Below are 23,368 nucleotides of genomic sequence, written 5' to 3' on the forward strand. Positions count from 1 at the left end.
TCGCTTCGGTGTGCCATGAGAATCAATCTTGATATTCAGTCCCTGCGCAGCTTCCTCAAGGTTGCGCAGCTGGGCAGTTTTACCCGGGCCGCCGAGGCGCTGAGCCTGACGCAACCTGCTATCAGCCAACAGATCCGGCGGTTGGAGGAGTTGCTGAGTGTCGGTCTTTTTGTTCGCGATAACCGCCAGGTGTTGCTGACCCTGGAAGGTGAGCGGCTGATCGGTTATGCCCAGCAGATCCTGGAGGTCAACGATAAGGTCGGGAGGTTGTTTGATGTCAGTCGCACCCAGGAGTCGGTGGCGCTCGGTATCCCTGAATATTTTTGCGAGGAGATTCTGCAGCGTGTTATTGCAGCGGTGGCCGTTGAATTGCCGTCGGTGTGAATCGGGGTCAAGGTGGCGCGCTCCCTGGTGCTTGCGCAAGCGTTCAATGAGGGCGCAATTGATATTGGCCTGATGATTGATGAGCTGCCAAAGGTCGCCGGGGAGCCTTTACATACGCTTTCGCTGAAATGGCTGGGTGGCAAGCAGGCCGCCGTGCCTGCCGAGGGGCAGGAAGTTTTGCTGGCCTTGTTCAAGGCGCCTTGCATATTCAGGAGTCTGGCGATCCGGCGCCTAGAGGAGAGCGGTATCAGATGGCGCTGTGTGTATGAATCCGAGGACCTGGTGTCGTTGCGTTCGGCGGTCCAGGCTGGGGTTGGTGTAACGTTGTTGCCCGGGTTTGCCCAGGTGCAGGGCTTGAAAAGCCTGGAAGCGCTTTCGCATCTGCCGGCGCTACCCAGGTTTGGTGTCGGGCTCAAACAGAGGCCGGGTTGGGAGCCTTGGTATCGGTCGCAGTTACTGGCGATTATTGAAAACGCCTGGCGTGCGGAGTACGGCGCGGTTTTAAAGGGCTGAAAACACAAACCCCGGCACATGGCCGGGGTGTGTGATGTCGCCCTTACAGCATTACTTCAACGCAGCAATCGCAGCATTGAGCGTAGCACTCGGGCGCATAGCCTTGCTGGTTAGCTCAGGATTCGGTGCGTAGTAGCCGCCGATGTCCACTGGCTTGCCCTGTACGGCGTTGAGTTCGGCAACGATGGTTGCTTCGTTCTCGGCCAGGGTTTTTGCCAGTTGAGCGAATTGCCCTTGCAGCGCGGTATCTTCAGTCTGGGCGGCCAGGGCCTGGGCCCAGTACAGTGCCAGGTAGAAGTGGCTGCCGCGGTTGTCGATGTTGCCGACTTTGCGCGATGGCGATTTGTTGTTGTCGAGGAACTGGCCGGTGGCCTGGTCCAGGGTCTTGGACAGTACCAGGGCTTTCGGGTTGTTGTAGTTCACACCCAAATGCTCAAGGGAGGCTGCCAGGGCCAGGAATTCGCCCAGGGAGTCCCAGCGCAGGAAGTTTTCTTCCAGCAGTTGCTGCACGTGCTTTGGCGCCGAACCGCCAGCGCCGGTTTCAAACAGGCCGCCACCGTTCATCAGCGGTACGATCGACAGCATCTTGGCGCTGGTGCCCAGTTCCATGATCGGGAACAGGTCAGTCAGGTAGTCGCGCAGTACGTTGCCGGTCACCGAGATGGTGTCCAGGCCCTTGCGGGTGCGTTCCAGGGTGAACTTCATCGCGTCGACCGGCGACATGATGCGGATGTCCAGGCCTTCGGTGTTGTGGTCTTTCAGGTAGGCCTGGACTTTCTCGACCACGACGCCGTCGTGGGCGCGCAGTGGGTCCAGCCAGAAAATGGCCGGGGTGTTGCTGGCGCGGGCGCGGTTGACGGCCAGTTTGACCCAGTCTTGGATCGGCGCGTCTTTGGTCTGGCACATGCGGAAGATATCGCCGGCTTCAACCGACTGTTCCATCAGCAGCTTGCCCTTGCTGTCGGTGACGCGGACGACGCCGTCAGCCTTGATCTGGAACGTCTTGTCGTGGGAGCCATACTCTTCGGCCTTCTTCGCCATCAGGCCAACGTTTGGCACGCTGCCCATGGTGGTAGGGTCGAAGGCGCCATGGGCCTTGCAGTCTTCGATGACCGCCTGGTAGATGGTGGCGTAGCAGCGATCCGGGATCACGGCCTTGGTGTCGTGCAACTGACCGTCAGTGCCCCACATCTTGCCGGAGTCACGGATCATGGCGGGCATCGAGGCGTCGACGATCACGTCGCTCGGCACGTGCAGGTTGGTGATGCCTTTGTCGGAGTTGACCATCGCAAGCGATGGGCGAGCGGCGTAGACCGCCTGGATGTCGGCTTCGATCTGCGCTTGCTGGTCGGCCGGCAGGGCCTTGATGCGGGCGTACAGGTCGCCGATGCCGTTGTTCAGGTTGAAGCCGATCTCTTCCAGCACGGTCGCGTGCTTGGCCAGGGCGTCTTTATAGAACTCGGCAACGATCTGGCCGAACATGATCGGGTCGGAGACCTTCATCATGGTGGCTTTGAGGTGAACCGACAGCAGCACGCCCTGTTGCTTGGCGTCTTCGATTTCGGCGGCAATGAACGCGCGCAGGGCGTTCTTGCTCAGCACGGCGCTGTCGAGGATTTCGCCGGCCAGTGCGCTGGTCTTTTCTTTCAGGACGGTGGTGCTGCCATCCTTGCCGACCAGCTCGATTTTGACAGCATCGGCCGCTTCGATCTGTACGGCTTTTTCGCTGCCGTAGAAGTCGCCGTTGCTCATGTGAGCCACGTGGGACTTGGAGTCAGCGGCCCAGGCGCCCATTTTGTGCGGGTGCTTGCGTGCGTAGTTCTTGACCGACAGGGGCGCGCGGCGGTCGGAGTTGCCTTCGCGCAGGACCGGGTTCACGGCGCTGCCCTTGACCTTGTCGTAACGTGCACGGGTTTCTTTTTCCGCGTCGGTGGTTACGGTTTCCGGGTAGTCCGGCAGGGCGTAGCCCTGGGCCTGCAGTTCCTTGATCGCGGCTTGCAGCTGCGGGGTCGAGGCGCTGATGTTGGGCAGCTTGATGATATTGGCTTCAGGGGTTACGGCCAGGGCGCCCAGTTCGGCGAGGTGGTCCGCAACGGCCTTGGTGCCCAGTTGCTCGGGGAAGCTTGCGAGGATGCGCCCTGCGAGGGAGATATCGCGGGTTTCCACTTCAATATCAGCGGAAGCAGTGAAGGCCTCTACGATAGGCAGCAGTGAATAGGTGGCGAGGGCTGGGGCTTCGTCGGTGAAGGTATAGATGATCTTCGAGCGGGTGGGCATATTCGGATTAACTCTCTTCTTTGCTAAAAGCGTGCGCGGAAACTCGAGATGCGCCGGGTAAAGCGCGTTCGTTCAAAGTCATCCATGAGCCGAATGTCGATGTTTCTTCGCGGTGATGTTGGGTTGCATCAGTCGAGCGTCAAGCGGGTGGGCTACGGTGGCAGCCCGGCTTTTTCAGGCGCAGGTGCTCGATATAGAGCGGTCGGCCATCGTGACTCTTTGGTCAGCGGCGGCATTATACATAGGTCGCTATGCTTACGCCGAGCCTTCATACAAAAGGTGGGTCGTCCATTGGTCTAAAGGTCGCAGGGACCGGATTGCGCCTAAAGTCGCACGTAGTGCTCAAGTTTGGCGTTTTTCCCTTTTTTTTCAAGGTTGTAGACCACTAAATCTAGGTTTTTCGCAGCAAATGTGCCGGGCGCAAGGTTCCAGTCCACATTCAACTGGAGTAGGCTCGGGCACAGCCAGATGTTCAATCCACAAACGGAGTTCAGCATGGGATACAAGAAGATTCAGGTTCCGGCAGTCGGCGACAAAATCACCGTCAACGCAGACCATTCTCTCAATGTTCCTGACAACCCGATCATCCCTTTCATCGAAGGTGACGGTATTGGCGTCGACATCAGCCCGGTGATGATCAAGGTGGTCGATGCAGCTGTTAACAAGGCCTACGGCGGCAAGCGCAAAATCTCCTGGATGGAGGTGTATGCCGGCGAGAAGGCCACTCAGGTTTACGACCAGGACACCTGGCTGCCCCAGGAAACCCTGGACGCGGTCAAGGATTACGTGGTTTCCATCAAGGGCCCGCTGACCACGCCGGTCGGGGGCGGTATCCGCTCGCTGAACGTGGCCCTGCGCCAGCAGCTGGATCTGTATGTCTGCCTGCGCCCGGTGCGTTGGTTTGAAGGTGTGCCAAGCCCGGTCAAGAAGCCCGGCGATGTGGACATGACCATCTTCCGTGAGAACTCCGAGGATATTTACGCCGGCATCGAGTGGAAGGCCGGTTCGCCGGAAGCCATCAAGGTCATCAAGTTCCTCAAAGAGGAAATGGGCGTCACCAAGATCCGTTTCGACCAGGATTGCGGGATTGGCGTCAAGCCGGTTTCCAAGGAGGGCACCAAGCGCCTGGCGCGCAAGGCCCTGCAATATGTGGTGGATAACGACCGTGAGTCGCTGACCATCGTGCACAAAGGCAACATCATGAAGTTCACCGAAGGTGCCTTCAAGGAGTGGGCCTACGAAGTGGCGGCCGAAGAGTTCGGTGCGACCCTGCTCGATGGCGGGCCGTGGATGCAGTTCAAGAACCCGCGCACCGGCCGCAATGTGGTGGTCAAGGATGCGATTGCCGACGCCATGCTCCAGCAGATCCTGCTGCGTCCGGCCGAATACGATGTGATCGCCACCCTGAACCTCAACGGCGACTACCTGTCCGACGCCCTGGCGGCAGAAGTGGGGGGCATCGGTATTGCACCGGGCGCCAACCTGTCTGACACCGTGGCCATGTTTGAAGCCACCCACGGCACGGCACCAAAATATGCCGGCAAGGACCAGGTCAACCCGGGCTCACTGATCCTATCGGCGGAAATGATGCTGCGCCATATGGGCTGGACCGAAGCGGCTGACCTGATCATCAAGGGCACCAACGGGGCGATTTCGGCCAAGACCGTGACCTATGACTTCGAGCGCTTGATGGAGGGCGCCAAGCTAGTGTCGTCGTCGGGCTTCGGCGATGCGTTGATTTCGCATATGTAAATCCAAAGCTATAAAAAACGGCCATCCTGATTGCTCGGGATGGCCGTTTTTTTTGCAGGGTTGCTACTCAGTGGCTGATCAGGCCGTTTGCTTCTTTTTGGAATGAGCGCAGTTGTCTGCCTTGTCGTGCTTGTCTTCGTGGGATTTTCCAGGCGGAGCCGTTGCTGCACAAATTTCGACAGCATGCAGGCCCTTGGGGCCCTGGATGACTTCAAAGGTCACCAGTTGGCCTGCTTTCAGCGTTTTGTAACCCTCCATGGTGATCGCCGAGTAATGCGCAAAAAGGTCTTCTTCCTTGCCGTCTTCATTAATGAAGCCGTAGCCCTTGGCATTATTGAACCATTTGACCTTGCCACTGATCTTGACGCCAGACATACCCATATCCCTCTGCACCAGACTCCATCACTGGAGTATCATCCAGTTTATCCGTCCTAACCCGAATAAATAAGGTTGACTGCGCGGACCTTTTTTACCCACTGTGGGTTCTATTGGTTGTAACACCGTTTTGCCGATAGTCAAGGTGACCAGTCGGTCGGAGTTGAATTTCTGACAGGTCGCCCCCATCACTGTAAATGCACAACTGACGAACCTTTCTTTCCATGCATGCATTCAGCCAGATTCGACTAACATTCAATCAGGATCGCCCGGATCATCTAGAAGACGATGACGGTTCTGCAGGCATCGCTGTTCAGGAGGCCAAGCCTGCTTTACAGGCACCACCGATGTACAAGGTGGTTTTGTTCAATGATGACTACACGCCGATGGATTTCGTCGTCGAAGTACTCGAGGTGTTTTTTAATCTGAACCGCGAGTTGGCGACCAAGGTAATGCTGGCCGTTCATACAGAAGGACGGGCAGTATGTGGAGTGTTTACCCGTGACATCGCCGAGACAAAGGCCATGCAGGTCAACCAGTACGCCAGGGAAAGCCAGCATCCGCTACTCTGTGAAATCGAGAAGGACGGTTAACGCCGACCACTTGGGTATGAGGTGAAGCTATGTTAAACCGCGAGCTCGAAGTCACCCTCAATCTTGCCTTCAAGGAGGCCCGCTCGAAGCGTCATGAATTCATGACCGTCGAGCACCTGCTGCTGGCACTTTTGGATAACGAAGCTGCCGCCACGGTTCTGCGTGCGTGTGGCGCCAACCTCGACAAGCTCAAGCATGACCTGCAGGAGTTCATCGACTCCACCACGCCACTGATCCCCGTGCATGACGAGGACCGTGAGACCCAGCCAACCCTGGGCTTCCAGCGGGTGTTGCAGCGCGCCGTGTTCCATGTGCAGAGCTCCGGCAAACGTGAAGTGACCGGCGCCAATGTATTGGTTGCCATCTTCAGCGAGCAGGAAAGCCAGGCAGTGTTCCTGCTCAAGCAGCAGAGCGTGGCGCGTATCGATGTCGTCAACTACATCGCCCATGGCATCTCGAAAGTGCCAGGGCATGGCGATCACTCCGAGGGTGAGCAGGATATGCAGGACGACGAGGGCGGTGAGTCTTCTTCTTCAAGCAACCCGCTGGATGCCTACGCCAGCAATCTCAACGAACTGGCGCGCCAGGGGCGGATCGACCCGCTGGTGGGGCGCGAGATGGAAGTTGAGCGTGTTGCGCAGATCCTCGCGCGCCGTCGCAAGAACAACCCGCTGCTGGTGGGCGAGGCAGGCGTGGGCAAGACCGCGATTGCCGAAGGCCTGGCCAAGCGCATTGTTGATAACCAGGTGCCTGACCTGCTGGCCAATAGCGTTGTGTACTCCCTTGACCTGGGCGCGTTGCTCGCCGGGACCAAGTACCGTGGCGACTTTGAAAAGCGTTTCAAGGCATTGCTTGGCGAGCTGAAAAAGCGTCCGCAGGCGATTTTGTTCATTGATGAGATCCACACGATCATTGGCGCCGGTGCGGCTTCCGGTGGGGTGATGGATGCGTCCAACCTGCTCAAGCCGCTGCTGTCTTCGGGGGATATCCGCTGCATCGGCTCGACCACGTTCCAGGAGTTTCGCGGGATCTTCGAGAAAGACCGTGCCCTGGCGCGTCGCTTCCAGAAAGTCGATGTGTCCGAGCCGTCGGTCGAAGACACCATTGGTATCCTGCGTGGGCTCAAAGGGCGTTTCGAGGCGCACCACGGCATCGAGTACAGCGATGAGGCGTTGCGTGCGGCCGCTGAGCTGGCGTCGCGCTACATCAATGACCGGCATATGCCGGACAAGGCCATCGATGTGATCGACGAAGCGGGGGCTTACCAGCGCCTGCAGCCGGTCGAGAAGCGGGTGAAGCGCATTGAAGTGGCGCAGGTCGAGGATATCGTGGCGAAAATTGCGCGAATCCCGCCAAAACACGTCACCAGTTCCGACAAGGAGCTGCTGCGTAACCTGGAGCGCGACCTCAAGCTGACGGTGTTTGGCCAGGATGCGGCGATTGATTCGCTGTCGACGGCGATCAAGCTGTCCCGGGCCGGCCTCAAGTCGCCGGATAAACCGGTGGGTTCGTTCCTGTTCGCCGGCCCTACCGGCGTCGGCAAGACCGAAGCGGCGCGGCAGTTGGCCAAGGCCATGGGCATTGAGCTGGTGCGGTTCGACATGTCCGAATACATGGAGCGGCATACCGTGTCGCGCCTGATCGGTGCGCCTCCGGGCTATGTCGGGTTCGACCAGGGCGGCCTGTTGACCGAGGCGATCACCAAGCAGCCGCATTGCGTACTGCTGCTCGATGAAATCGAAAAGGCCCACCCGGAAGTCTTCAACCTGCTGCTGCAGGTCATGGACCACGGGACCCTGACCGACAACAACGGGCGCAAGGCGGACTTCCGCAACGTCATCGTGATCATGACCACCAACGCCGGTGCCGAGACGGCCGCGCGGGCTTCCATTGGCTTTACTCATCAGGATCACTCTTCCGATGCGATGGAAGTGATCAAGAAGAGCTTCACGCCGGAATTCCGTAACCGCCTGGACACCATTATCCAGTTTGGTCGCCTCAGCCATGAGGTGATCAAGAGCGTGGTGGACAAGTTCCTTACCGAGCTGCAGGCGCAGTTGGAAGACAAGCGTGTGCAGTTGGAGGTGACGGAAGCGGCACGCAGCTGGATCGCCGAGGGCGGCTACGACGCGGCAATGGGCGCCCGCCCAATGGCGCGCCTGATCCAGGACAAGATCAAGCGGCCACTGGCCGAAGAGATCCTGTTCGGCGAGCTTTCCGACCATGGTGGCGTGGTGCATATCGACTTGAAGGACGGCGAGCTGACCTTCGAGTTCGAGACCACGGCCGAAATGGCCTGATGTTTGACAGCAATAGAAAAGGCGCCGAAAGGCGCCTTTTTGCTGCCCGCCAAATCCCAGTCAATGAAGATCAAATGTGGGAGCTGGCTTGCCTGCGATAGCGGAGTGTCAGTCACAGGCCTGTTGGCTGACACTCCGCTATCGCAGGCAAGCCAGCTCCCACACTCATTCTGCGGTGCTGGTTAAATCCCACACACAAAAACGCCCGGCATAACCGGGCGTCTTGTATTGACTTGTTTAGCGAGCGCGGTAAGTGATGCGCCCTTTGCTCAAGTCATAGGGCGTCAGCTCGACGCGCACTTTGTCACCGGTAAGAATACGAATGTAGTTCTTGCGCATCTTGCCGGAGATATGCGCGGTTACGACGTGCCCATTTTCCAACTCCACGCGAAACATGGTGTTGGGCAGGGTGTCGACGACAGTGCCTTCCATTTCGAAGCTGTCTTCTTTCGACATGCAGTAAAGCCCTCGGTATCCAGTGAATGGCCCGGTGCAACTGCGCCAGGCAAAAGCGGCGTGCATTGTGCCCGAAAAAGGGTGTTCAAGCCAAGGGGTTCTAGTTAAGCGTGACCCATCTTTGATTAATCAGCAGCTCAATGGGCCGATATTGGGTCTTGTAGTTCATCTTTTTGCAGTTTTTGATCCAGTATCCAAGGTACACCGCGTCCAGTTTTTGCCGGGCGGCTTCACCGATCTGCCACAAAATGGCAAAGCGCCCGAGGCTGCGGCGTTCTTCGGCGGGCTCGTAAAAGGTGTAGACCGCCGACAAGCCATTGGGCAGCAGGTCCGTGACCGCGACCGCCAACAGTTTGCTTTCTAGGCGGAACTCGTAGAAGCGCGAGAATGGCAGGTCACGCACCAAAAACGTGGAAAACTGGTCGCGGCTGGGGGGGAACATGTCGCCGTCGGCGTGGCGTTGTTCAATGTAGCGCTGGTAGAGATCGAAGTACTCTTCGCTGAAGCCGGGCTTGGCGGGGGTCACGGTCAGGTCGGCATTACGCTTGAGGATGCGTTTTTGATTACGGTCCGCCAAGAATTGCCCCACGGGGATACGCGCCGGCACACAGGCGTTGCAGTTTTGGCAGTGCGGCCGGTACAGGTGGTCGCCGCTGCGCCGAAAGCCCATCTCTGACAGATCGGCATACACATGCACGTCCATCGGCTGGCTGGGGTCGAGGAACAGCGTAGTGGCCTGTTCTTCGGGCAGGTAGCTGCAAGAGTGGGGTTGAGTGGCATAAAACTTCAAGCGCGCCAACTCGGTCATGATCAACCCTCGGATAAGCGTTGAAATAAGTGTAAGCCAGGTGTGCGCATGTCGCCTAAGAAACCCATGGCCCGCTGCTGGCTTGATCAAGGTGGTCGCTCAGGTAGCCGGCAAAGTCGCTGCGGGGGATGGCGCGGGCGCCGAGGCTGTGCAGGTGGTCGGTGGGCATCTGGCAGTCAATCAGCACAAAGCCCCAGGCCTGCAGTTGTCTGACGAGGGTGGCGAAGCCGTATTTCGAGGCATTGTCTGCGCGGCTGAACATCGATTCGCCAAAAAACAGCCGGCCCATGGCCAGGCCATACAGGCCGCCGACCAGTTCGCCCTGGTCCCATACCTCGACGGAATGGGCATAACCCCGCTGGTGCAGTTGCAGGTAGGCGTTTTGCATGGCCTTGGTGATCCAGGTGCCGTCTGCATAGCTGCGAGGGGCAGCGCAGGCCTGGATGACGGCGGCAAAGTCCTGGTCGAAGGTCACCTCATAGCGTTGCTGGCGCAGCAGCTTGGCGAGGCTGCGGGACACGTGCAGCTCGGCGGGGAACAGCACCGTGCGCGGGTCTGGCGACCACCACAGGATCGGCTGGCCCTCCGAGAACCAGGGGAAGCAGCCATGGCGATAGGCCTGGACCAGGCGGTCGGCGGACAGGTCGCCGCCGGCTGCCAGCAGGCCGTTGGGTTCACGCATGGCCTTGGCCAGCGGTGGAAACGTCAGGGTGTTGCGTTGCAACCAGGTGAGCATGGTAGTCGGGCTTACGGAAGGGGAGGGCGGTGACAGGCCGGAGCCCGCCGCGTAGGCAGTGATTATTGTCGACCCGGCGCCACTCGGCCAGCCCGATCACGTAATCCGTACCCTGATGCATGAGCGGGTGTTTCTGCAACTCTACAGCGGTGATGCGGTCGTAATCGCGTCATCTCGCCATCCGTTGGGCGGGAATGCGGGGCAAAGCTTGTCCAGTCTGCTAAAAACAGCTCATAAGCCTTTGTCAGTAAAGACAATGCATGCTCAAATTGAGGCGTATGGCCAATGCGCTTGCCTAGGTTTCCTGAGCGAGGCCGGCAGCGTGGCAACGGGCACACAAACCCGTACAATGGCGACACGATGTCCTTGTGGGCTGGCGTTAACGCCCGTTCATGATTCAGTCTCGGAGTGTTAAAGGACGCTTGACGACGCTCGTTCACTTTTCATCTGCCCGGATTGGGCAGTATTTTTATCGTCATTCAACTGTTGGACGCGCTTAAGGCGCAGGAAAAGACCCGTTTTGAAGAAATCCGCCGCAGCACCCAAAACAGCAGTGGTACCGGCCTGGCGCCAGCACTTGCACTATCGGCTCAAGGAAGGCGCGCTGATTGCCATCGGTGCTTTATGCCTGTTCCTGATGATGGCCTTGTTGACCTATGGCAAGGATGATCCGGGCTGGAGCCATAACAGCAAGATCGACGATGTGCAGAACTTCGGCGGGCCTGTGGGTTCCTACAGCGCCGATATCCTGTTCATGATCCTCGGCTATTTCGCCTATATCTTCCCGTTGTTGCTGGCGATCAAGACCTGGCAGATCTTCCGCCAGCGCCATGAGCCGTGGCAGTGGAGCGGTTGGCTGTTTTCCTGGCGCCTGATCGGCCTGGTGTTCCTGGTGTTGTCGGGCGCGGCGCTGGCGCATATCCACTTCCATGCCCCGACCGGCCTGCCGGCGGGTGCGGGTGGGGCCCTGGGCGAAAGCCTCGGTGACCTGGCCCGCAAGACCCTGAATATCCAGGGCAGCACGCTGATGTTCATTGCCCTGTTCCTGTTTGGCCTGACGGTATTTACCGACTTGTCGTGGTTCAAGGTCATGGATGTGACCGGCAAGATCACCCTCGACCTGTTCGAGCTGTTCCAGGGCGCCGCCAACCGCTGGTGGGCCGCCCGTGTGGACCGCAAGCGTATGGTGGCGCAGTTGCGTGAAGTCGACACTCGGGTCAATGAAGTGGTGGCCCCGAGTACGCCGGACCGCCGTGAGCAGGCCAAGGTCAAGGAACGCCTGATCGAACGCGAGCAGGCCCTGACCAAGCACATGTCCGACCGCGAGAAGCAAGTGCCGCCGGTTATCGCTCCCGCGCCGGTCAAGGCGCCCGAGCCCAGCCATCGGGTGCAGAAGGAAAAACAGGCGCCGCTGTTTATCGACAGCGCCGTCGAAGGCACCTTGCCGCCGATCTCGATCCTCGACCCGGCCGAAAAGAAACAGCTCAACTATTCCCCGGAATCCCTGGCGGCCGTCGGCCATCTGCTGGAAATCAAACTCAAGGAGTTTGGCGTCGAGGTGTCGGTGGACTCGATCCACCCTGGCCCGGTGATTACCCGTTACGAAATCCAGCCGGCCGCTGGGGTCAAGGTCAGCCGTATTGCCAACCTGGCCAAGGACCTGGCGCGTTCCCTGGCCGTGACCAGCGTGCGTGTGGTGGAAGTGATCCCCGGCAAGACCACCGTGGGCATCGAGATTCCCAACGAAGACCGGCAGATCGTGCGCTTCTCCGAAGTGCTGTCGACCCCGGAATACGACAACTTCAAGTCGCCGGTCACCCTGGCCCTGGGGCACGATATCGGCGGCAAGCCGGTCATCACGGACCTGGCGAAAATGCCCCACCTGCTGGTTGCCGGTACCACCGGTTCCGGTAAGTCGGTGGGGGTGAACGCAATGATCCTGTCGATCCTGTTCAAGTCCGGCCCGGAAGACGCCAAGCTGATCATGATCGACCCGAAGATGCTCGAACTGTCGATCTACGAAGGCATCCCGCACCTGCTGTGCCCGGTGGTGACCGACATGAAGGACGCTGCCAACGCCCTGCGCTGGAGCGTGGCCGAGATGGAGCGGCGCTACAAGCTGATGGCGAAGATGGGCGTGCGTAACCTGTCCGGCTTCAATGCCAAGGTCAAGGAAGCCCAGGACGCCGGCACGCCCTTGACCGACCCGCTGTACAAGCGCGAAAGCATTCACGATGAAGCGCCGCTGCTGACCAAGCTGCCGACCATTGTCGTGGTGGTCGACGAATTCGCCGATATGATGATGATCGTCGGCAAGAAGGTCGAAGAGCTGATCGCCCGTATCGCACAAAAGGCCCGTGCTGCGGGGATCCACTTGATCCTCGCGACCCAGCGGCCGTCGGTGGACGTGATCACCGGCCTGATCAAGGCCAACATCCCGACCCGCATGGCGTTCCAGGTATCGAGCAAGATCGACTCGCGGACCATCATCGACCAGGGTGGCGCCGAGCAACTGCTGGGTCATGGTGACATGCTCTATATGCCGCCCGGCACCAGCCTGCCGATCCGCGTTCATGGCGCCTTCGTTTCCGATGACGAAGTGCATCGTGTGGTCGAGGCGTGGAAACTGCGCGGCGCGCCGGAATACAACGACGATATCCTGGCGGGTGTCGAGGAGGCCGGCAGCGGCTTCGACGGTGGCAGCGGTGGCGGCGACGATGATGCCGAGACCGACGCGCTGTACGACGAAGCGGTGGCGTTCGTGCTGGAAAGCCGTCGCGCCTCGATCTCGGCGGTGCAGCGTAAACTGAAGATCGGCTACAACCGTGCCGCGCGTATGATCGAATCCATGGAAATGGCCGGCGTCGTCACGGCCATGAACACCAACGGCTCGCGCGAAGTGATCGCGCCCGGGCCGATGCGCGACTGACCTCGCGCCGCGTGGCAGCACGCGGCGCGCCTTTCACATCATTCTATGAGGACTCCCATGCGTCTTATCCGCATGCTGTTGTTGCCGGCATTGGCCCTGACCGCGTTTTCGGCCCACGCCGACCAGGCATCTGTCGCGAGCCTGACCAACCTGCTGGACAAATCCAAGACCCTGACTGCGCGCTTCTCCCAGTTGACCCTGGACGGTGGCGGCACGCAGTTGCAGGAAACGGCCGGTGAAATGGCCGTGCAGCGTCCAGGCCTGTTCTTCTGGAAAACCGACGCGCCCAACGAGCAGACCATCGTTTCCGATGGCAAGAAAGTCACGCTGTGGGACCCGGACCTGGAGCAGGCGACCATCAAGACCCTCGACCCGCGCCTGAGCCAGACCCCGGCTTTGCTGCTGTCGGGTGATGTGTCGCAGATCAGCGAGAGTTTCGAGATCACGTCCAAGCAACAAAGCAACGTGATCGACTTCACCCTCAAGCCCAAGTCCAAGGACACGCTGTTCGACAGCCTGCGCCTGTCGTTTCGCAACGGCGTGATCAATGATATGCAACTGGTTGACAGTGTCGGCCAGCGCACCAATATCCTGTTCACCGGGGTCAAGGCCAATGAGCCGGTTCCGGCCTCCACGTTCAAGTTCGACATCCCCAAGGGTGCCGATGTGATCCAGGAGTAAAACGCAGCCCATGGACCTGTTTCGCAGTGACCCGATTGCCCAGCCTTTGGCCGCGCGCCTGCGCTCGACCAACCTGGATGAGTATGTCGGGCAGGAGCACTTGCTGGCTCGCGGCAAGCCCCTGCGCGAAGCCCTGGAGCAGGGTGCCCTGCACTCGATGATCTTCTGGGGGCCGCCGGGCGTGGGCAAGACCACCCTGGCGCGGCTGCTGGCGAAAGTCTCGGATGCACACTTTGAAACGGTCTCGGCGGTATTGGCCGGGGTCAAGGAAATCCGCCAGGCGGTGGAAGTCGCCAAGCAACAGGCCGGGCAGTACGGCCGGCGCACCATCCTGTTTGTGGACGAAGTGCATCGCTTCAACAAGTCGCAGCAGGATGCGTTCCTGCCTTATGTGGAAGACGGCACGCTGATTTTTATTGGCGCCACCACGGAAAACCCCTCGTTTGAATTGAACAACGCCTTGCTCTCGCGGGCGCGGGTGTATGTGCTCAAGAGTCTCGACGAAGCGGCGATGCAGAAGCTGCTGCAGCGGGCGCTGAGCGAAGACAAGGGCCTGGGCAAGCGCCACTTGAGCCTGGGGGACGAGGGTTTCAAGATTTTGCTGGCAGCGGCTGACGGCGATGGCCGGCGGTTTCTCAACCTGCTGGAAAACGCCTCGGACCTGGCCGAAGACAATAGCGAGATTGGCGTCGACCTGCTGCAAAGCCTGCTGGGCGATACCCGGCGGCGCTTCGACAAGGGCGGCGAGACCTTCTACGACCAGATTTCCGCGCTGCACAAATCCGTGCGCGGCTCCAACCCGGACGGCGCGCTGTATTGGTTTGCGCGCATGATCGATGGCGGCTGCGACCCGCTGTACCTGGCCCGGCGCGTGGTGCGCATGGCCAGCGAAGACATCGGCAATGCCGACCCGCGGGCCCTGAGCCTGTGCCTGGCGGCCTGGGAAGTCCAGGAGCGCCTGGGCAGCCCGGAAGGCGAGTTGGCGGTGGCGCAGGCCATCACCTACCTGGCTTGCGCACCGAAAAGCAATGCGGTGTACATGGGCTTCAAGTCGGCCTTGCGGGCGGCGGCCGAGCACGGCTCGCTAGAGGTCCCGCTGCACCTGCGCAATGCACCGACCAAGCTGATGAAACAACTGGGTTATGGCGACGAATACCGCTATGCCCACGATGAGCCGGATGCCTATGCCGCCGGTGAAGACTACTTTCCCGACGACCTTGCGCCACAGCCGTTCTACCAGCCGGTGCCCCGTGGCCTGGAGCTGAAGATCGGGGAAAAGCTCAATCACCTGGCGCAACTTGACCGCTTGAGCCCCAAACAGCGGAGAAAACCATGATTGCCTTGGTGGCCGCAGTCTCCGTTGGCGGTGTAGCCGGTACGTTATTGCGCTTTGTCACTGGCAATTGGATCAGCGCCAATTGGCCGAAACACTTCTATACCGCGACGCTGGCCGTTAATATCGTGGGCTGCCTGCTGATCGGCGTGTTATACGGCCTGTTTCTGTTACGCCCGGAGGTGCCTGTTGAAGTGCGCGCCGGGTTGATGGTGGGCTTCCTTGGCGGCCTGACCACCTTTTCATCCTTTTCACTGGATACCGTGCGCCTGCTGGAAAGTGGGCAAGTGCCGCTGGCAATAGGCTATGCGGCCATCAGTGTATTCGGCGGGCTGCTTGCCACCTGGGCCGGCCTGTCCTTGACCAAACTTTGATAAACGAGAGACCGACATGCTCGATTCCAAACTGTTACGTAGCAACCTTCAGGACGTAGCGGACCGCCTGGCATCCCGTGGCTTTGCCTTGGATGTTGCGCGCATCGAAGCGCTGGAAGAACAGCGCAAGACCGTCCAGACCCGCACCGAAGCACTGCAGGCTGAACGCAATGCGCGCTCCAAATCCATCGGTCAGGCCAAGCAGCGTGGCGAAGACATCGCGCCGTTGATGGCGGACGTCGAGCGCATGGGCAGCGAGCTGTCCGACGGTAAAGTTGAGCTGGACAAGATTCAGTCCGAGCTGGATTCGATCCTGCTGGGCATTCCCAACCTGCCGCACGAGTCGGTGCCGGTCGGTGAAGATGAAGACGGCAACGTCGAAGTGCGCCGCTGGGGCACGCCAAAAACCTTTGATTTCGAGATCAAGGACCACGTCGCCCTGGGCGAATTGACCGGCGGCCTGGATTTTGAAACCGCCGCCAAAATGTCCGGTGCGCGCTTTGCCTTGCTGCGCGGCCCGATCGCGCGCATGCATCGGGCCCTGGCGCAGTTCATGCTCAACCTGCACACCGGCGAGCACGGTTACGAAGAGGCTTACACCCCGTACCTGGTGCAGGCCCCGGCGCTGATGGGCACCAGCCAGCTGCCGAAGTTCGAGGAAGACCTGTTCAAGATCAGCCGCGATGGCGAAGCCGATCTGTACCTGATCCCGACCGCCGAAGTGTCGCTGACCAACATCGTGGCCGGCGAGATCCTCGACGCCAAGCAGTTGCCGATCAAGTTTGTCGCCCACAGCCCGTGCTTTCGCAGTGAGGCCGGTGCCTCGGGGCGTGACACCCGTGGCATGATCCGCCAGCACCAGTTCGACAAGGTCGAGATGGTGCAGGTGGTCGAGCCCTCGACCTCCATGGAGGCCCTGGAAGGCCTGACGGCCAACGCCGAGCGCGTCCTGCAACTGCTGGAGCTGCCGTACCGCGTATTGGCGCTGTGCACTGGCGACATGGGGTTCAGCGCGGTGAAGACCTATGACCTGGAAGTGTGGGTGCCGAGCCAGGACAAATACCGCGAGATTTCCTCGTGCTCCAACTGCGGTGATTTCCAGGCCCGGCGCATGCAGGCGCGTTTCCGCAACCCGGAAACCGGCAAGCCGGAATTGGTCCACACCCTCAACGGCTCGGGCCTGGCCGTAGGCCGTACCCTGGTCGCGGTGCTGGAAAACTACCAGCAGGCCGACGGTTCGATCCGCGTACCTGAAGTGCTCAAGCCGTACATGGCGGGCGTTGAGGTCATCGGCTAAATGGAATTTCTGCCACTGTTCCATAACCTGCGCGGTAGCCGTGTGTTGGTCGTCGGTGGCGGGGAGATTGCCTTGCGCAAATCCCGGCTGCTGGCCGATGCCGGCGCGTTGTTGCGGGTAGTTGCTCCCCTGATTGAAGACCCGTTGCGTGAACTGGTACAGGGCAGTGGCGGTGAACTGATTGTGCGTGGTTACCAGGCGGCAGACCTTGATGGCTGCACCCTGGTCATCGCGGCAACCGACGACGAGCCGCTGAATGCGCAAGTATCCAGCGAGGCCCGGCGCCGGTGTGTACCGGTCAATGTGGTGGACGCGCCGGCCTTGTGCAGCGTGATCTTCCCGGCGATTGTCGACCGCTCGCCCTTGGTGATTGCGGTGTCCAGTGGCGGCGATGCGCCGGTGCTGGCACGCTTGATCCGCGCCAAGCTGGAAACCTGGATTCCTTCCACTTACGGGCAATTGGCCGGCCTGGCCGCGCGCTTTCGGGCGCAGGTCAAAGGTTTGTATCCTGATGTGCAGCAACGCCGGGCCTTCTGGGAAGAGGTTTTCCAGGGGCCGATTGCCGATCGGCAACTGGCCGGGCAGGGCGATGAAGCCGAGCGTTTGCTGGTGGCGAAAGTCAACGGCAAGCCGCCCCACGCGCCGGGTGAAGTGTATCTGGTGGGCGCAGGCCCCGGTGACCCGGACCTCCTGACCTTCCGCGCCCTGCGCTTGATGCAGCAAGCCGATGTGGTGCTGTATGACCGCCTGGTGGCGCCCGCGATTCTTGAGCTGTGCCGGCGTGATGCCGAGCGCGTGTATGTCGGCAAGCGCCGCGCCGATCACGCCGTGCCGCAAGACCAGATCAACCAGCAACTGGTGAACCTGGCCAGGCAGGGCAAGCGGGTGCTGCGCCTCAAGGGCGGCGACCCGTTTATTTTTGGGCGTGGCGGCGAAGAAATCGAGGAACTGGCGGCCCATGGCATCCCGTTCCAGGTGGTGCCGGGGATTACTGCGGCCAGTGGTTGTGCGGCTTACGCTGGCATCCCCCTGACCCATCGCGATTATGCGCAATCAGTACGCTTTATCACCGGGCACCTGAAAGACGGCACCTCGGATCTGCCCTGGAATGACCTGGTGGGACCGTCGCAGACCCTGGTGTTCTACATGGGCTTGATCGGCTTGCCGATTATCTGCGAACAATTGATCCGCCATGGTCGTGCGGCGGACACTCCGGCTGCGCTGATCCAGCAGGGCACTACATCCAACCAGCGTGTGTTTACCGGCACCCTGGCTGACCTGCCGCGCCTGGTGGCGGAGCATGAAGTGCATGCGCCGACGCTGGTGATCGTAGGAGAAGTGGTGGTGTTGCGTGAGAAGCTGAAGTGGTTCGAGGGCGCCCAGTCCCAGGTCTAACCTGTTCGCCCGGCTACACACAGGTCAACTGTGGGAGCCGGGCTTGCCCGCGATGGGGCCAGTGCATTCAACGCAAGACTTGAATCAGCGCCAGATCCCTTTACCGCTCAGTCTGTCTCGATCATGTTCGCAGGCAAACGCCTGCAACGGCCCCTTCGGCACAATCCCTGTAGGATTGATCGTGCGGTGGCTGGCATAGTAATGCCCCTTGATATGGGCAAAATCCACAGTCTCGGCCACGCCCGGCCATTGATACAGCTCTCGTAGCCAATTCGACAGATTCGGATAGTCCGCAATCCGCCGTAGGTTGCATTTGAAGTGGCTGTAATACACCGCGTCAAACCGGATCAGGGTAGTGAACAAACGTACATCGGCTTCGGTCAGGTATTCGCCCGCCAGGTAGCGATGCTCGCTCAGGTGCTGTTCCAGGTGATCCAGTTCGGCAAACACCTCATCAAAGGCACTGTCGTACGCCTGCTGTGAAGTGGCAAAACCTGCGCGATACACGCCATTGTTCACGGCGGGATAGATCCGCCCGTTCAGCGCGTCGATGGTCGGGCGCAGCGCCTCAGGGTAGAAGTCCAGAGTGTTGCCGGTCAGCCCGTTGAACGCGCTGTTGAACATGCGGATGATCTCCGCCGATTCATTGCTGACGATGCGGTTCAGCTTCTTGTCCCACAGCACCGGCACCGTAACGCGCCCGGTGTAGTTGGCGGTGTCGGCGGTATAGCGCTGGTGCATGTAGGTAAAGTCGTCGAGCTTGTCACCAGTAGCGCCATGGGCCTTGTCGAAGGTCCAGCCATTTTCCAGCATCAACCAACTGACCACCGACACGTCGATCAGGCTTTCCAGGCCCTTGAGCTTGCGCAGGATCAGGGTCCGGTGCGCCCACGGGCAGGCGAGGGAGACATACAAGTGGTAGCGGCCGGCTTCGGCCTTGAAGCCGCCATCACCACTCGGGCCAGGTTGGCCATCGGCCGTGACCCAGTTGCGGCGTTGCGCCTGCTCCCGTTGGAAGGTGCCATCTGCGCTACTTTCGTACCACTGGTCATGCCAGCGTCCTTCAATCAACAAACCCATGACTGACTCCTTGGCGATTAAGCGTTGGCATGCAGTTTAATCGTCTGGATCCGAAGAAATAGCGCAAAGGCTCGGGGTTAATGATCGATTAAATCGATTTATCCCGCGCGTCCCAATACTGTTGGGCCAGGGCGAAGGCCTGTTCCCGTGGATGCCCCAGGCCGCGCAGGGCCAGGGCCATGGTGGCGATCAGCGCCAGTTGCGGGTAGCTGTCTTGCACCGTACCGCGCCACAGAGCCTTCAAATGCTCAGGGTCGAGGCTGGCCGGCTTGACGTGGCGCTGGGCGGAGAGGGCCGGCCACTCCTCATCCCAGCTTGCGCCGCCGGTAGTGCCGTACAAGTGGCTGGTGGTGTCGGGATTGATCTCGATCTCGCCGCCATCGCCCTTGATCACAAGGGTGTTGTCACCCAGCAAGCCACTGGCATCGCGGTGTACACCCTGGTAGCCGGGGTGGAAGATGCTTTGCAGGCCGCAACGTGCACCCAGCGGGTTGAGGATGCGCGCCAGGGAATGGATCGGCGAGCGCAGGCCGAGGATGTTGCGCAGGTCAATCATGCGTTGCAACTGCGGGGCCCAGTCACCCAGTGGCATAAATGCCAGGTTGCCTTGCGCCAGGGCGGTCTCGACCTGCTGCCAGTTGCGGCACAGTGGGATCTGCAGCTCGCCCAGCAATTGTTCGGTGTACAACCGACCGGCCGTGTGCGCGCCGCCGCCGTGCATGAAAATCCGCACGCCGTTCTGCGCCAGGCACTTGGCGGCCAGCAGGTACCACGGCAGGTGGCGTTTTTTCCCGGCATAGGTCGGCCAATCGACATCGACTTGCAATGAGGGCGGGTTGAGGCGCGCGCGCAGGGCCTCGGTGAAACCGGCGAGTTCCTCCGGGCTTTCTTCCTTATGGCGCAGCAGCATCAGGAACGCGCCGAGCTGGGAGTCCTCGACCTTGTCGTCGAGCAGCATGCCCATGGCTTCCCGGGCTTCTTCGCGCGTCAGGCTGCGGGCGCCGCGCTTGCCTTTGCCGAGGATCCGTACAAACGGCGCAAAGGGGTGTTCGGCGGGAGTTTCGGTGGTCAGCGGGGCAAAGTCGGTCATAAGCAATTCGTCGGCCTGGGCAGGCCCGCCAGCTTGGCGGCTAGTTTGGCGGGAGTGCCTTTGAACAGTCGGTTGAGGTGCAGGCTGTTGCCCTTTTCCGGGCCCAGCTTCAGGGCGGTGTATTTGATCAGCGGGCGGGTGGCCGGGGACAACTGGAATTCCTGGTAAAAACCCCTGAGCAGCTCAAGGATTTCCCAGTGTTCGTCGGTCAGTTCCAGCGCTTCGGCGCTGGCCAGGGCGTCGGCCACCTCGGTCGACCAGGCATTCAGGTCAACCAGGTAGCCGTCCTTGTCCAGCTCAAGGGTGCGCGCGCCTACGGTCAGGGTGTTCATAGCCAGGTGTTGACCTTGTCGTGTTCGATCGACAACTGCACAAAACCTGGGTAGTCGACACGTTGAGCCCACTCCGGCAACGCCAGGCCACGGGCCTGGGCATCCTCAGCTAGCACGAAGACATTCAGGGCCTTGGCGTGCAAGGCCTGGAAGGGGGCGCTGCCGGCTTGCAGGGCATAGGTTGCATCGCCGCACAACAGGATCGCATCCTGCGCGCCACACAGGCGTAGGCAACTGCCCAGGCGGCTGTCGGTAAAAGGGGAGTGGGACAACATATGCAAGGTCGACATCAGAGGGTCATCACCTGATCGTAACGGTCAATCATCTGGGAAATCTGTGCGCTGCTCAGTGGCTGCGCACTATCAGGGGCGGTCAACCCGCGCTCGGCCAGGCTGTGGCTGCAGGCGAACACATCATCGATGCCAAACAGCGAGAGTGCCTGCAGGTTGGCCGTCACGTCCTTTTGCTGCACGGCCTTGGCATCCTGCGCAGTGGCCAGTTGAAATACCCCGTCATCGAGAAACAGCAGCCCAATCGGCAAGTCGAATGCGCCACCGGCCAGCACCACATCCAGCGCTTCCCGTGCACTGGGGCCGGACCACGGCGCCTGACGGCTGATTACCAACAAGGATCTGGACATTTTATGGCCCTCCAAAGCAGATCAGGCGGTCGGCGTCCTGGATGGCATCGTGCAACTGCCCAAGGCCCGACAGCGCCCACGGCGCATCCAGATTCACCGCACTGCGCTGGTAGCGCACGGCTTCCTCGGCATTCAGCACCCCGCGCCGTAACGCCGCCGCGATACAGACCACGCCATCAAGCTGATGCTCGCTGACGAAGGCGCGCCATTGTTGGGCGATATCCGGCTCATCCTGGGGCGTGACCACCGAGTTGGCGGCGCTGTAGACGCCATCCTGATAGAAAAACAGCCGCACAATCTCATGCCCGCCGGCCAGCGCCGCCTGGGCAAACTGCAGGGCGCGGCGCGAGGAGGGCGCATGGGCGGCGGAAAAAAGCGCAATCGCGAACTTCATGGAACACTCTGTCGGCAAACCTTGGCCAATGATAAAGCCGCAGGCAACAAAAAGCCCGCCGAAGCGGGCTTTTTGATCAGGCTGGGATCAGTCGTCGCGGCTCATGATGCCGAAGATCTGCAACAGGCTGACAAACAGGTTGTAGATCGATACATACAGGCTGATGGTCGCCATGATGTAGTTGCGCTCGCCGCCATGAATGATGGCGCTGGTCTGGAACAGAATGCAGACCGAGGAAAACAGCACGAAACCGGCGCTGATCGCCAATTGCAGGCCGCTGATCTGGAAGAACATGCTCGCCAGCACCGCCGCCAGCAACACGAAGAAGCCAGCCGTGATGAAACCGCCGAGGAAGCTCATGTCCTTGCGGGTGATCAGCACATAGGCCGACAGGCCACCAAACACCAGGGCCGTCATGGCAAACGCCGAGCTGACCACTTCCGCGCCGCCCTGCATGCCCAGGTAACGGTTAAGGATAGGGCCCAGCAGGAACCCCATGAAACCGGTCAGGGCAAACGCCGACACCAGGCCCCAGGCCGAGTCGCGCAGCTTGTTGGTGAGGAAAAACAGGCCGTAGAAGCCGATCAATACCACGAAAATATTCGGGTAGCCGACACGCATCTGCTGCGCCACATACGCCATCACGCCGCTAAATGCGAGGGTGAGGGCGAGCAGGCCGTATGTATTGCGCAGGACGCGGCTAACCTCTAGCTGCTCAGCCTGCACGTTGCTATTAACTGCGTAATCCTGTTCGCGCATGGCGACACTCCTTCAGTTTTGAAACGTTCAGTCGCAAAGATCATAACAGACGCTCTGTAACAAGCTATGCAGAGAGTTTGACAGTGTGTTTCATTCGGGTATTATGGCGCCCGCTGAGGCAGGATAGGCTAGTATAATCCTGTGTTGCACAAGGGAAATTGGCAGAGTGGTTGAATGCACCGGTCTTGAAAACCGGCGAACGTTAATAGCGTTCCCAGGGTTCGAATCCCTGGTTTCCCGCCAAGATTCAAACAAAAGCCCCGCTTATGCGGGGCTTTTTTGTTTCTGGGAGTTGGCTGGGGAGTGCCAGGGTTAGCGAGGCGTCCAGGTCGGCCGCGCTGGCGGTGGGTTTGTGTCGACAATTGTATTGGGGTTACAGTTTGATAGATGCTCAGTAAGCGACGGCTATGAGTTATCTCACTGATAATCGGTTGTCCTCGCGCGCATGACGCACGTCAGATCGAGCGGCGTCAGGTGCTCAGGCGGTTAGTTTTTATTGCCTGAGTGCAGCGATTGCTTAACTCCAGATTATTCGTCGATTAACTCAGATGGGGAGGTGCTGGAAGTGTTTAAGAGATACGGCGCGGTATTGTTGGCCTTGCTCATATCAACCCAGGCCGTGTCAGATGAGTTGCCACAAAGCCCGTTACTCCAGCGTTTTGGCGAGGCCATCCATGAGCTGCCGAAACCCGCATCGCCACCAGAGGCGAAGCCGAAGCCCATCCCCCGAGAACTCCATATCGAGGGGCAAGAGGCGTTAAACCACCCAGGCACACCCGTTAGGCCGGAGTTTGAAAAAACCGGCAATCCAAGCATCGACAATATGCAGGCCCGCGATAGAGACATGTGCCGTAGGGTTCAAGCGGCGGC

At 60.1% G+C, this 23,368-nt stretch carries 24 protein-coding genes and 1 tRNA gene; 12 read left to right on the forward strand and 13 right to left on the reverse strand.

What is annotated here, in order from left to right:
* Nucleotides 1–15: 15 nt before the first annotated feature.
* Both BLL38_RS18395 and BLL38_RS18400 read left to right on the forward strand, forming a co-directional pair.
* Nucleotides 16–384 (forward strand): LysR family transcriptional regulator, encoded by a 369-nt coding sequence (locus BLL38_RS18395; protein WP_076963818.1) that lies wholly within the window; start codon nt 16–18, stop codon nt 382–384.
* A 12-nt stretch (nt 385–396) separates the two neighbouring features.
* Nucleotides 397–897, forward strand: a complete 501-nt coding sequence (locus tag BLL38_RS18400; protein WP_076963819.1) for a LysR substrate-binding domain-containing protein — start codon at nt 397–399, stop codon at nt 895–897.
* Between the two features lie 51 nt (nt 898–948).
* Here BLL38_RS18400 and BLL38_RS18405 read toward each other — a convergent pair whose 3' ends face one another.
* The gene (locus tag BLL38_RS18405) at nt 949–3,174 is read right to left on the reverse strand and encodes an NADP-dependent isocitrate dehydrogenase (protein ID WP_076963820.1); all 2,226 of its coding nucleotides are present in this window, start codon (nt 3,172–3,174) and stop codon (nt 949–951) included.
* A 495-nt stretch (nt 3,175–3,669) separates the two neighbouring features.
* On the opposite strand from BLL38_RS18405, the gene icd reads away from it, so the two are divergent.
* Complete coding sequence (gene icd / locus BLL38_RS18410; RefSeq protein ID WP_076963861.1) at nt 3,670–4,926, forward strand: NADP-dependent isocitrate dehydrogenase; 1,257 nt, start codon at nt 3,670–3,672, stop codon at nt 4,924–4,926.
* A 78-nt stretch (nt 4,927–5,004) separates the two neighbouring features.
* On the opposite strand, the gene cspD is transcribed toward icd, so the two are convergent.
* The gene (gene cspD / locus BLL38_RS18415; RefSeq protein WP_076963821.1) at nt 5,005–5,301 is read right to left on the reverse strand and encodes a cold shock domain-containing protein CspD; all 297 of its coding nucleotides are present in this window, start codon (nt 5,299–5,301) and stop codon (nt 5,005–5,007) included.
* A 224-nt stretch (nt 5,302–5,525) separates the two neighbouring features.
* Between cspD and clpS the strand changes: the two genes are divergently transcribed.
* Both clpS and clpA read left to right on the forward strand, forming a co-directional pair.
* The gene (gene clpS / locus BLL38_RS18420; protein ID WP_029293391.1) at nt 5,526–5,894 is read left to right on the forward strand and encodes an ATP-dependent Clp protease adapter ClpS; all 369 of its coding nucleotides are present in this window, start codon (nt 5,526–5,528) and stop codon (nt 5,892–5,894) included.
* A 29-nt stretch (nt 5,895–5,923) separates the two neighbouring features.
* The gene (clpA, locus tag BLL38_RS18425; RefSeq protein WP_070995983.1) at nt 5,924–8,194 is read left to right on the forward strand and encodes an ATP-dependent Clp protease ATP-binding subunit ClpA; all 2,271 of its coding nucleotides are present in this window, start codon (nt 5,924–5,926) and stop codon (nt 8,192–8,194) included.
* 237 nt (nt 8,195–8,431) lie between these two features.
* Here the strand turns inward: clpA and infA are convergent, their stop codons facing one another.
* The 3 genes from infA to aat form a co-directional block, all read right to left on the reverse strand.
* A complete protein-coding gene (gene infA / locus BLL38_RS18430; protein ID WP_002553999.1) occupies nt 8,432–8,650 on the reverse strand; it encodes a translation initiation factor IF-1 in 219 nt (72 codons plus the stop codon).
* 100 nt (nt 8,651–8,750) lie between these two features.
* On the reverse strand, nt 8,751–9,458 hold the full coding sequence (locus tag BLL38_RS18435) for an arginyltransferase (RefSeq protein ID WP_076963822.1): 708 nt from the start codon (nt 9,456–9,458) through the stop codon (nt 8,751–8,753).
* A 55-nt stretch (nt 9,459–9,513) separates the two neighbouring features.
* Nucleotides 9,514–10,194, reverse strand: a complete 681-nt coding sequence (gene aat, locus BLL38_RS18440; RefSeq protein ID WP_076963823.1) for a leucyl/phenylalanyl-tRNA--protein transferase — start codon at nt 10,192–10,194, stop codon at nt 9,514–9,516.
* A 520-nt stretch (nt 10,195–10,714) separates the two neighbouring features.
* Here aat and BLL38_RS18445 point away from each other — a divergent pair.
* Genes BLL38_RS18445 through cysG form a run of 6 tightly spaced genes read left to right on the forward strand, consistent with a single transcriptional unit; the run spans nt 10,715 to nt 18,203 of the window.
* Nucleotides 10,715–13,123, forward strand: coding sequence for a DNA translocase FtsK (locus BLL38_RS18445; protein WP_029293562.1), 2,409 nt, complete (start codon nt 10,715–10,717; stop codon nt 13,121–13,123).
* Between the two features lie 57 nt (nt 13,124–13,180).
* Complete coding sequence (gene lolA, locus BLL38_RS18450) at nt 13,181–13,804, forward strand: outer membrane lipoprotein periplasmic chaperone LolA (RefSeq protein ID WP_029293564.1); 624 nt, start codon at nt 13,181–13,183, stop codon at nt 13,802–13,804.
* Nucleotides 13,805–13,814: 10 nt separating this feature from the next.
* Entirely contained in the window at nt 13,815–15,140 is a 1,326-nt protein-coding gene (locus BLL38_RS18455; protein ID WP_076963824.1) for a replication-associated recombination protein A, read from the forward strand.
* A complete protein-coding gene (crcB, locus tag BLL38_RS18460) occupies nt 15,137–15,511 on the forward strand; it encodes a fluoride efflux transporter CrcB (RefSeq protein ID WP_076963825.1) in 375 nt (124 codons plus the stop codon). Before BLL38_RS18455 ends, crcB begins: the two co-directional genes overlap by 4 nt.
* Nucleotides 15,512–15,527: 16 nt before the next feature.
* On the forward strand, nt 15,528–16,808 hold the full coding sequence (gene serS, locus BLL38_RS18465; protein ID WP_076963826.1) for a serine--tRNA ligase: 1,281 nt from the start codon (nt 15,528–15,530) through the stop codon (nt 16,806–16,808).
* Nucleotides 16,809–18,203, forward strand: a complete 1,395-nt coding sequence (cysG, locus tag BLL38_RS18470) for a siroheme synthase CysG (protein WP_076963827.1) — start codon at nt 16,809–16,811, stop codon at nt 18,201–18,203.
* A gap of 84 nt (nt 18,204–18,287) precedes the next feature.
* Here the strand turns inward: cysG and BLL38_RS18475 are convergent, their stop codons facing one another.
* From BLL38_RS18475 to BLL38_RS18505, 7 genes are all read right to left on the reverse strand, one after another.
* Nucleotides 18,288–19,283, reverse strand: a complete 996-nt coding sequence (locus BLL38_RS18475) for a glutathione S-transferase family protein (RefSeq protein WP_076963828.1) — start codon at nt 19,281–19,283, stop codon at nt 18,288–18,290.
* A gap of 88 nt (nt 19,284–19,371) precedes the next feature.
* Complete coding sequence (locus BLL38_RS18480) at nt 19,372–20,373, reverse strand: glycosyl transferase family protein (RefSeq protein ID WP_076963829.1); 1,002 nt, start codon at nt 20,371–20,373, stop codon at nt 19,372–19,374.
* Nucleotides 20,370–20,705, reverse strand: coding sequence for a TusE/DsrC/DsvC family sulfur relay protein (locus tag BLL38_RS18485; protein WP_076963830.1), 336 nt, complete (start codon nt 20,703–20,705; stop codon nt 20,370–20,372). Before BLL38_RS18485 ends, BLL38_RS18480 begins: the two co-directional genes overlap by 4 nt.
* Complete coding sequence (gene tusB / locus BLL38_RS18490) at nt 20,702–20,995, reverse strand: sulfurtransferase complex subunit TusB (protein ID WP_076963831.1); 294 nt, start codon at nt 20,993–20,995, stop codon at nt 20,702–20,704. The genes BLL38_RS18485 and tusB overlap by 4 nt, the downstream gene beginning before the upstream one ends.
* Nucleotides 20,995–21,345 (reverse strand): sulfurtransferase complex subunit TusC, encoded by a 351-nt coding sequence (gene tusC, locus BLL38_RS18495; RefSeq protein ID WP_076963832.1) that lies wholly within the window; start codon nt 21,343–21,345, stop codon nt 20,995–20,997. The genes tusB and tusC overlap by 1 nt, the downstream gene beginning before the upstream one ends.
* A gap of 1 nt (nt 21,346) precedes the next feature.
* Nucleotides 21,347–21,739 (reverse strand): sulfurtransferase complex subunit TusD, encoded by a 393-nt coding sequence (gene tusD, locus BLL38_RS18500; RefSeq protein WP_076963833.1) that lies wholly within the window; start codon nt 21,737–21,739, stop codon nt 21,347–21,349.
* Between the two features lie 87 nt (nt 21,740–21,826).
* Complete coding sequence (locus BLL38_RS18505; RefSeq protein ID WP_029293588.1) at nt 21,827–22,498, reverse strand: Bax inhibitor-1/YccA family protein; 672 nt, start codon at nt 22,496–22,498, stop codon at nt 21,827–21,829.
* Nucleotides 22,499–22,650: 152 nt separating this feature from the next.
* On the opposite strand from BLL38_RS18505, the gene BLL38_RS18510 reads away from it, so the two are divergent.
* Nucleotides 22,651–22,741: transfer RNA gene (locus BLL38_RS18510), tRNA-Ser, on the forward strand.
* Between the two features lie 285 nt (nt 22,742–23,026).
* On the opposite strand, the gene BLL38_RS30650 is transcribed toward BLL38_RS18510, so the two are convergent.
* Nucleotides 23,027–23,221 carry a hypothetical protein gene (locus tag BLL38_RS30650; protein ID WP_130898239.1) on the reverse strand — a complete coding sequence of 65 codons (195 nt, stop codon included), beginning with the start codon at nt 23,219–23,221 and terminating at the stop codon, nt 23,027–23,029.
* Between the last annotated feature and the right edge of the window lie 147 nt (nt 23,222–23,368).

The organism is Pseudomonas gessardii, assembly GCF_001983165.1.
Lineage (GTDB): Bacteria > Pseudomonadota > Gammaproteobacteria > Pseudomonadales > Pseudomonadaceae > Aquipseudomonas > Aquipseudomonas gessardii.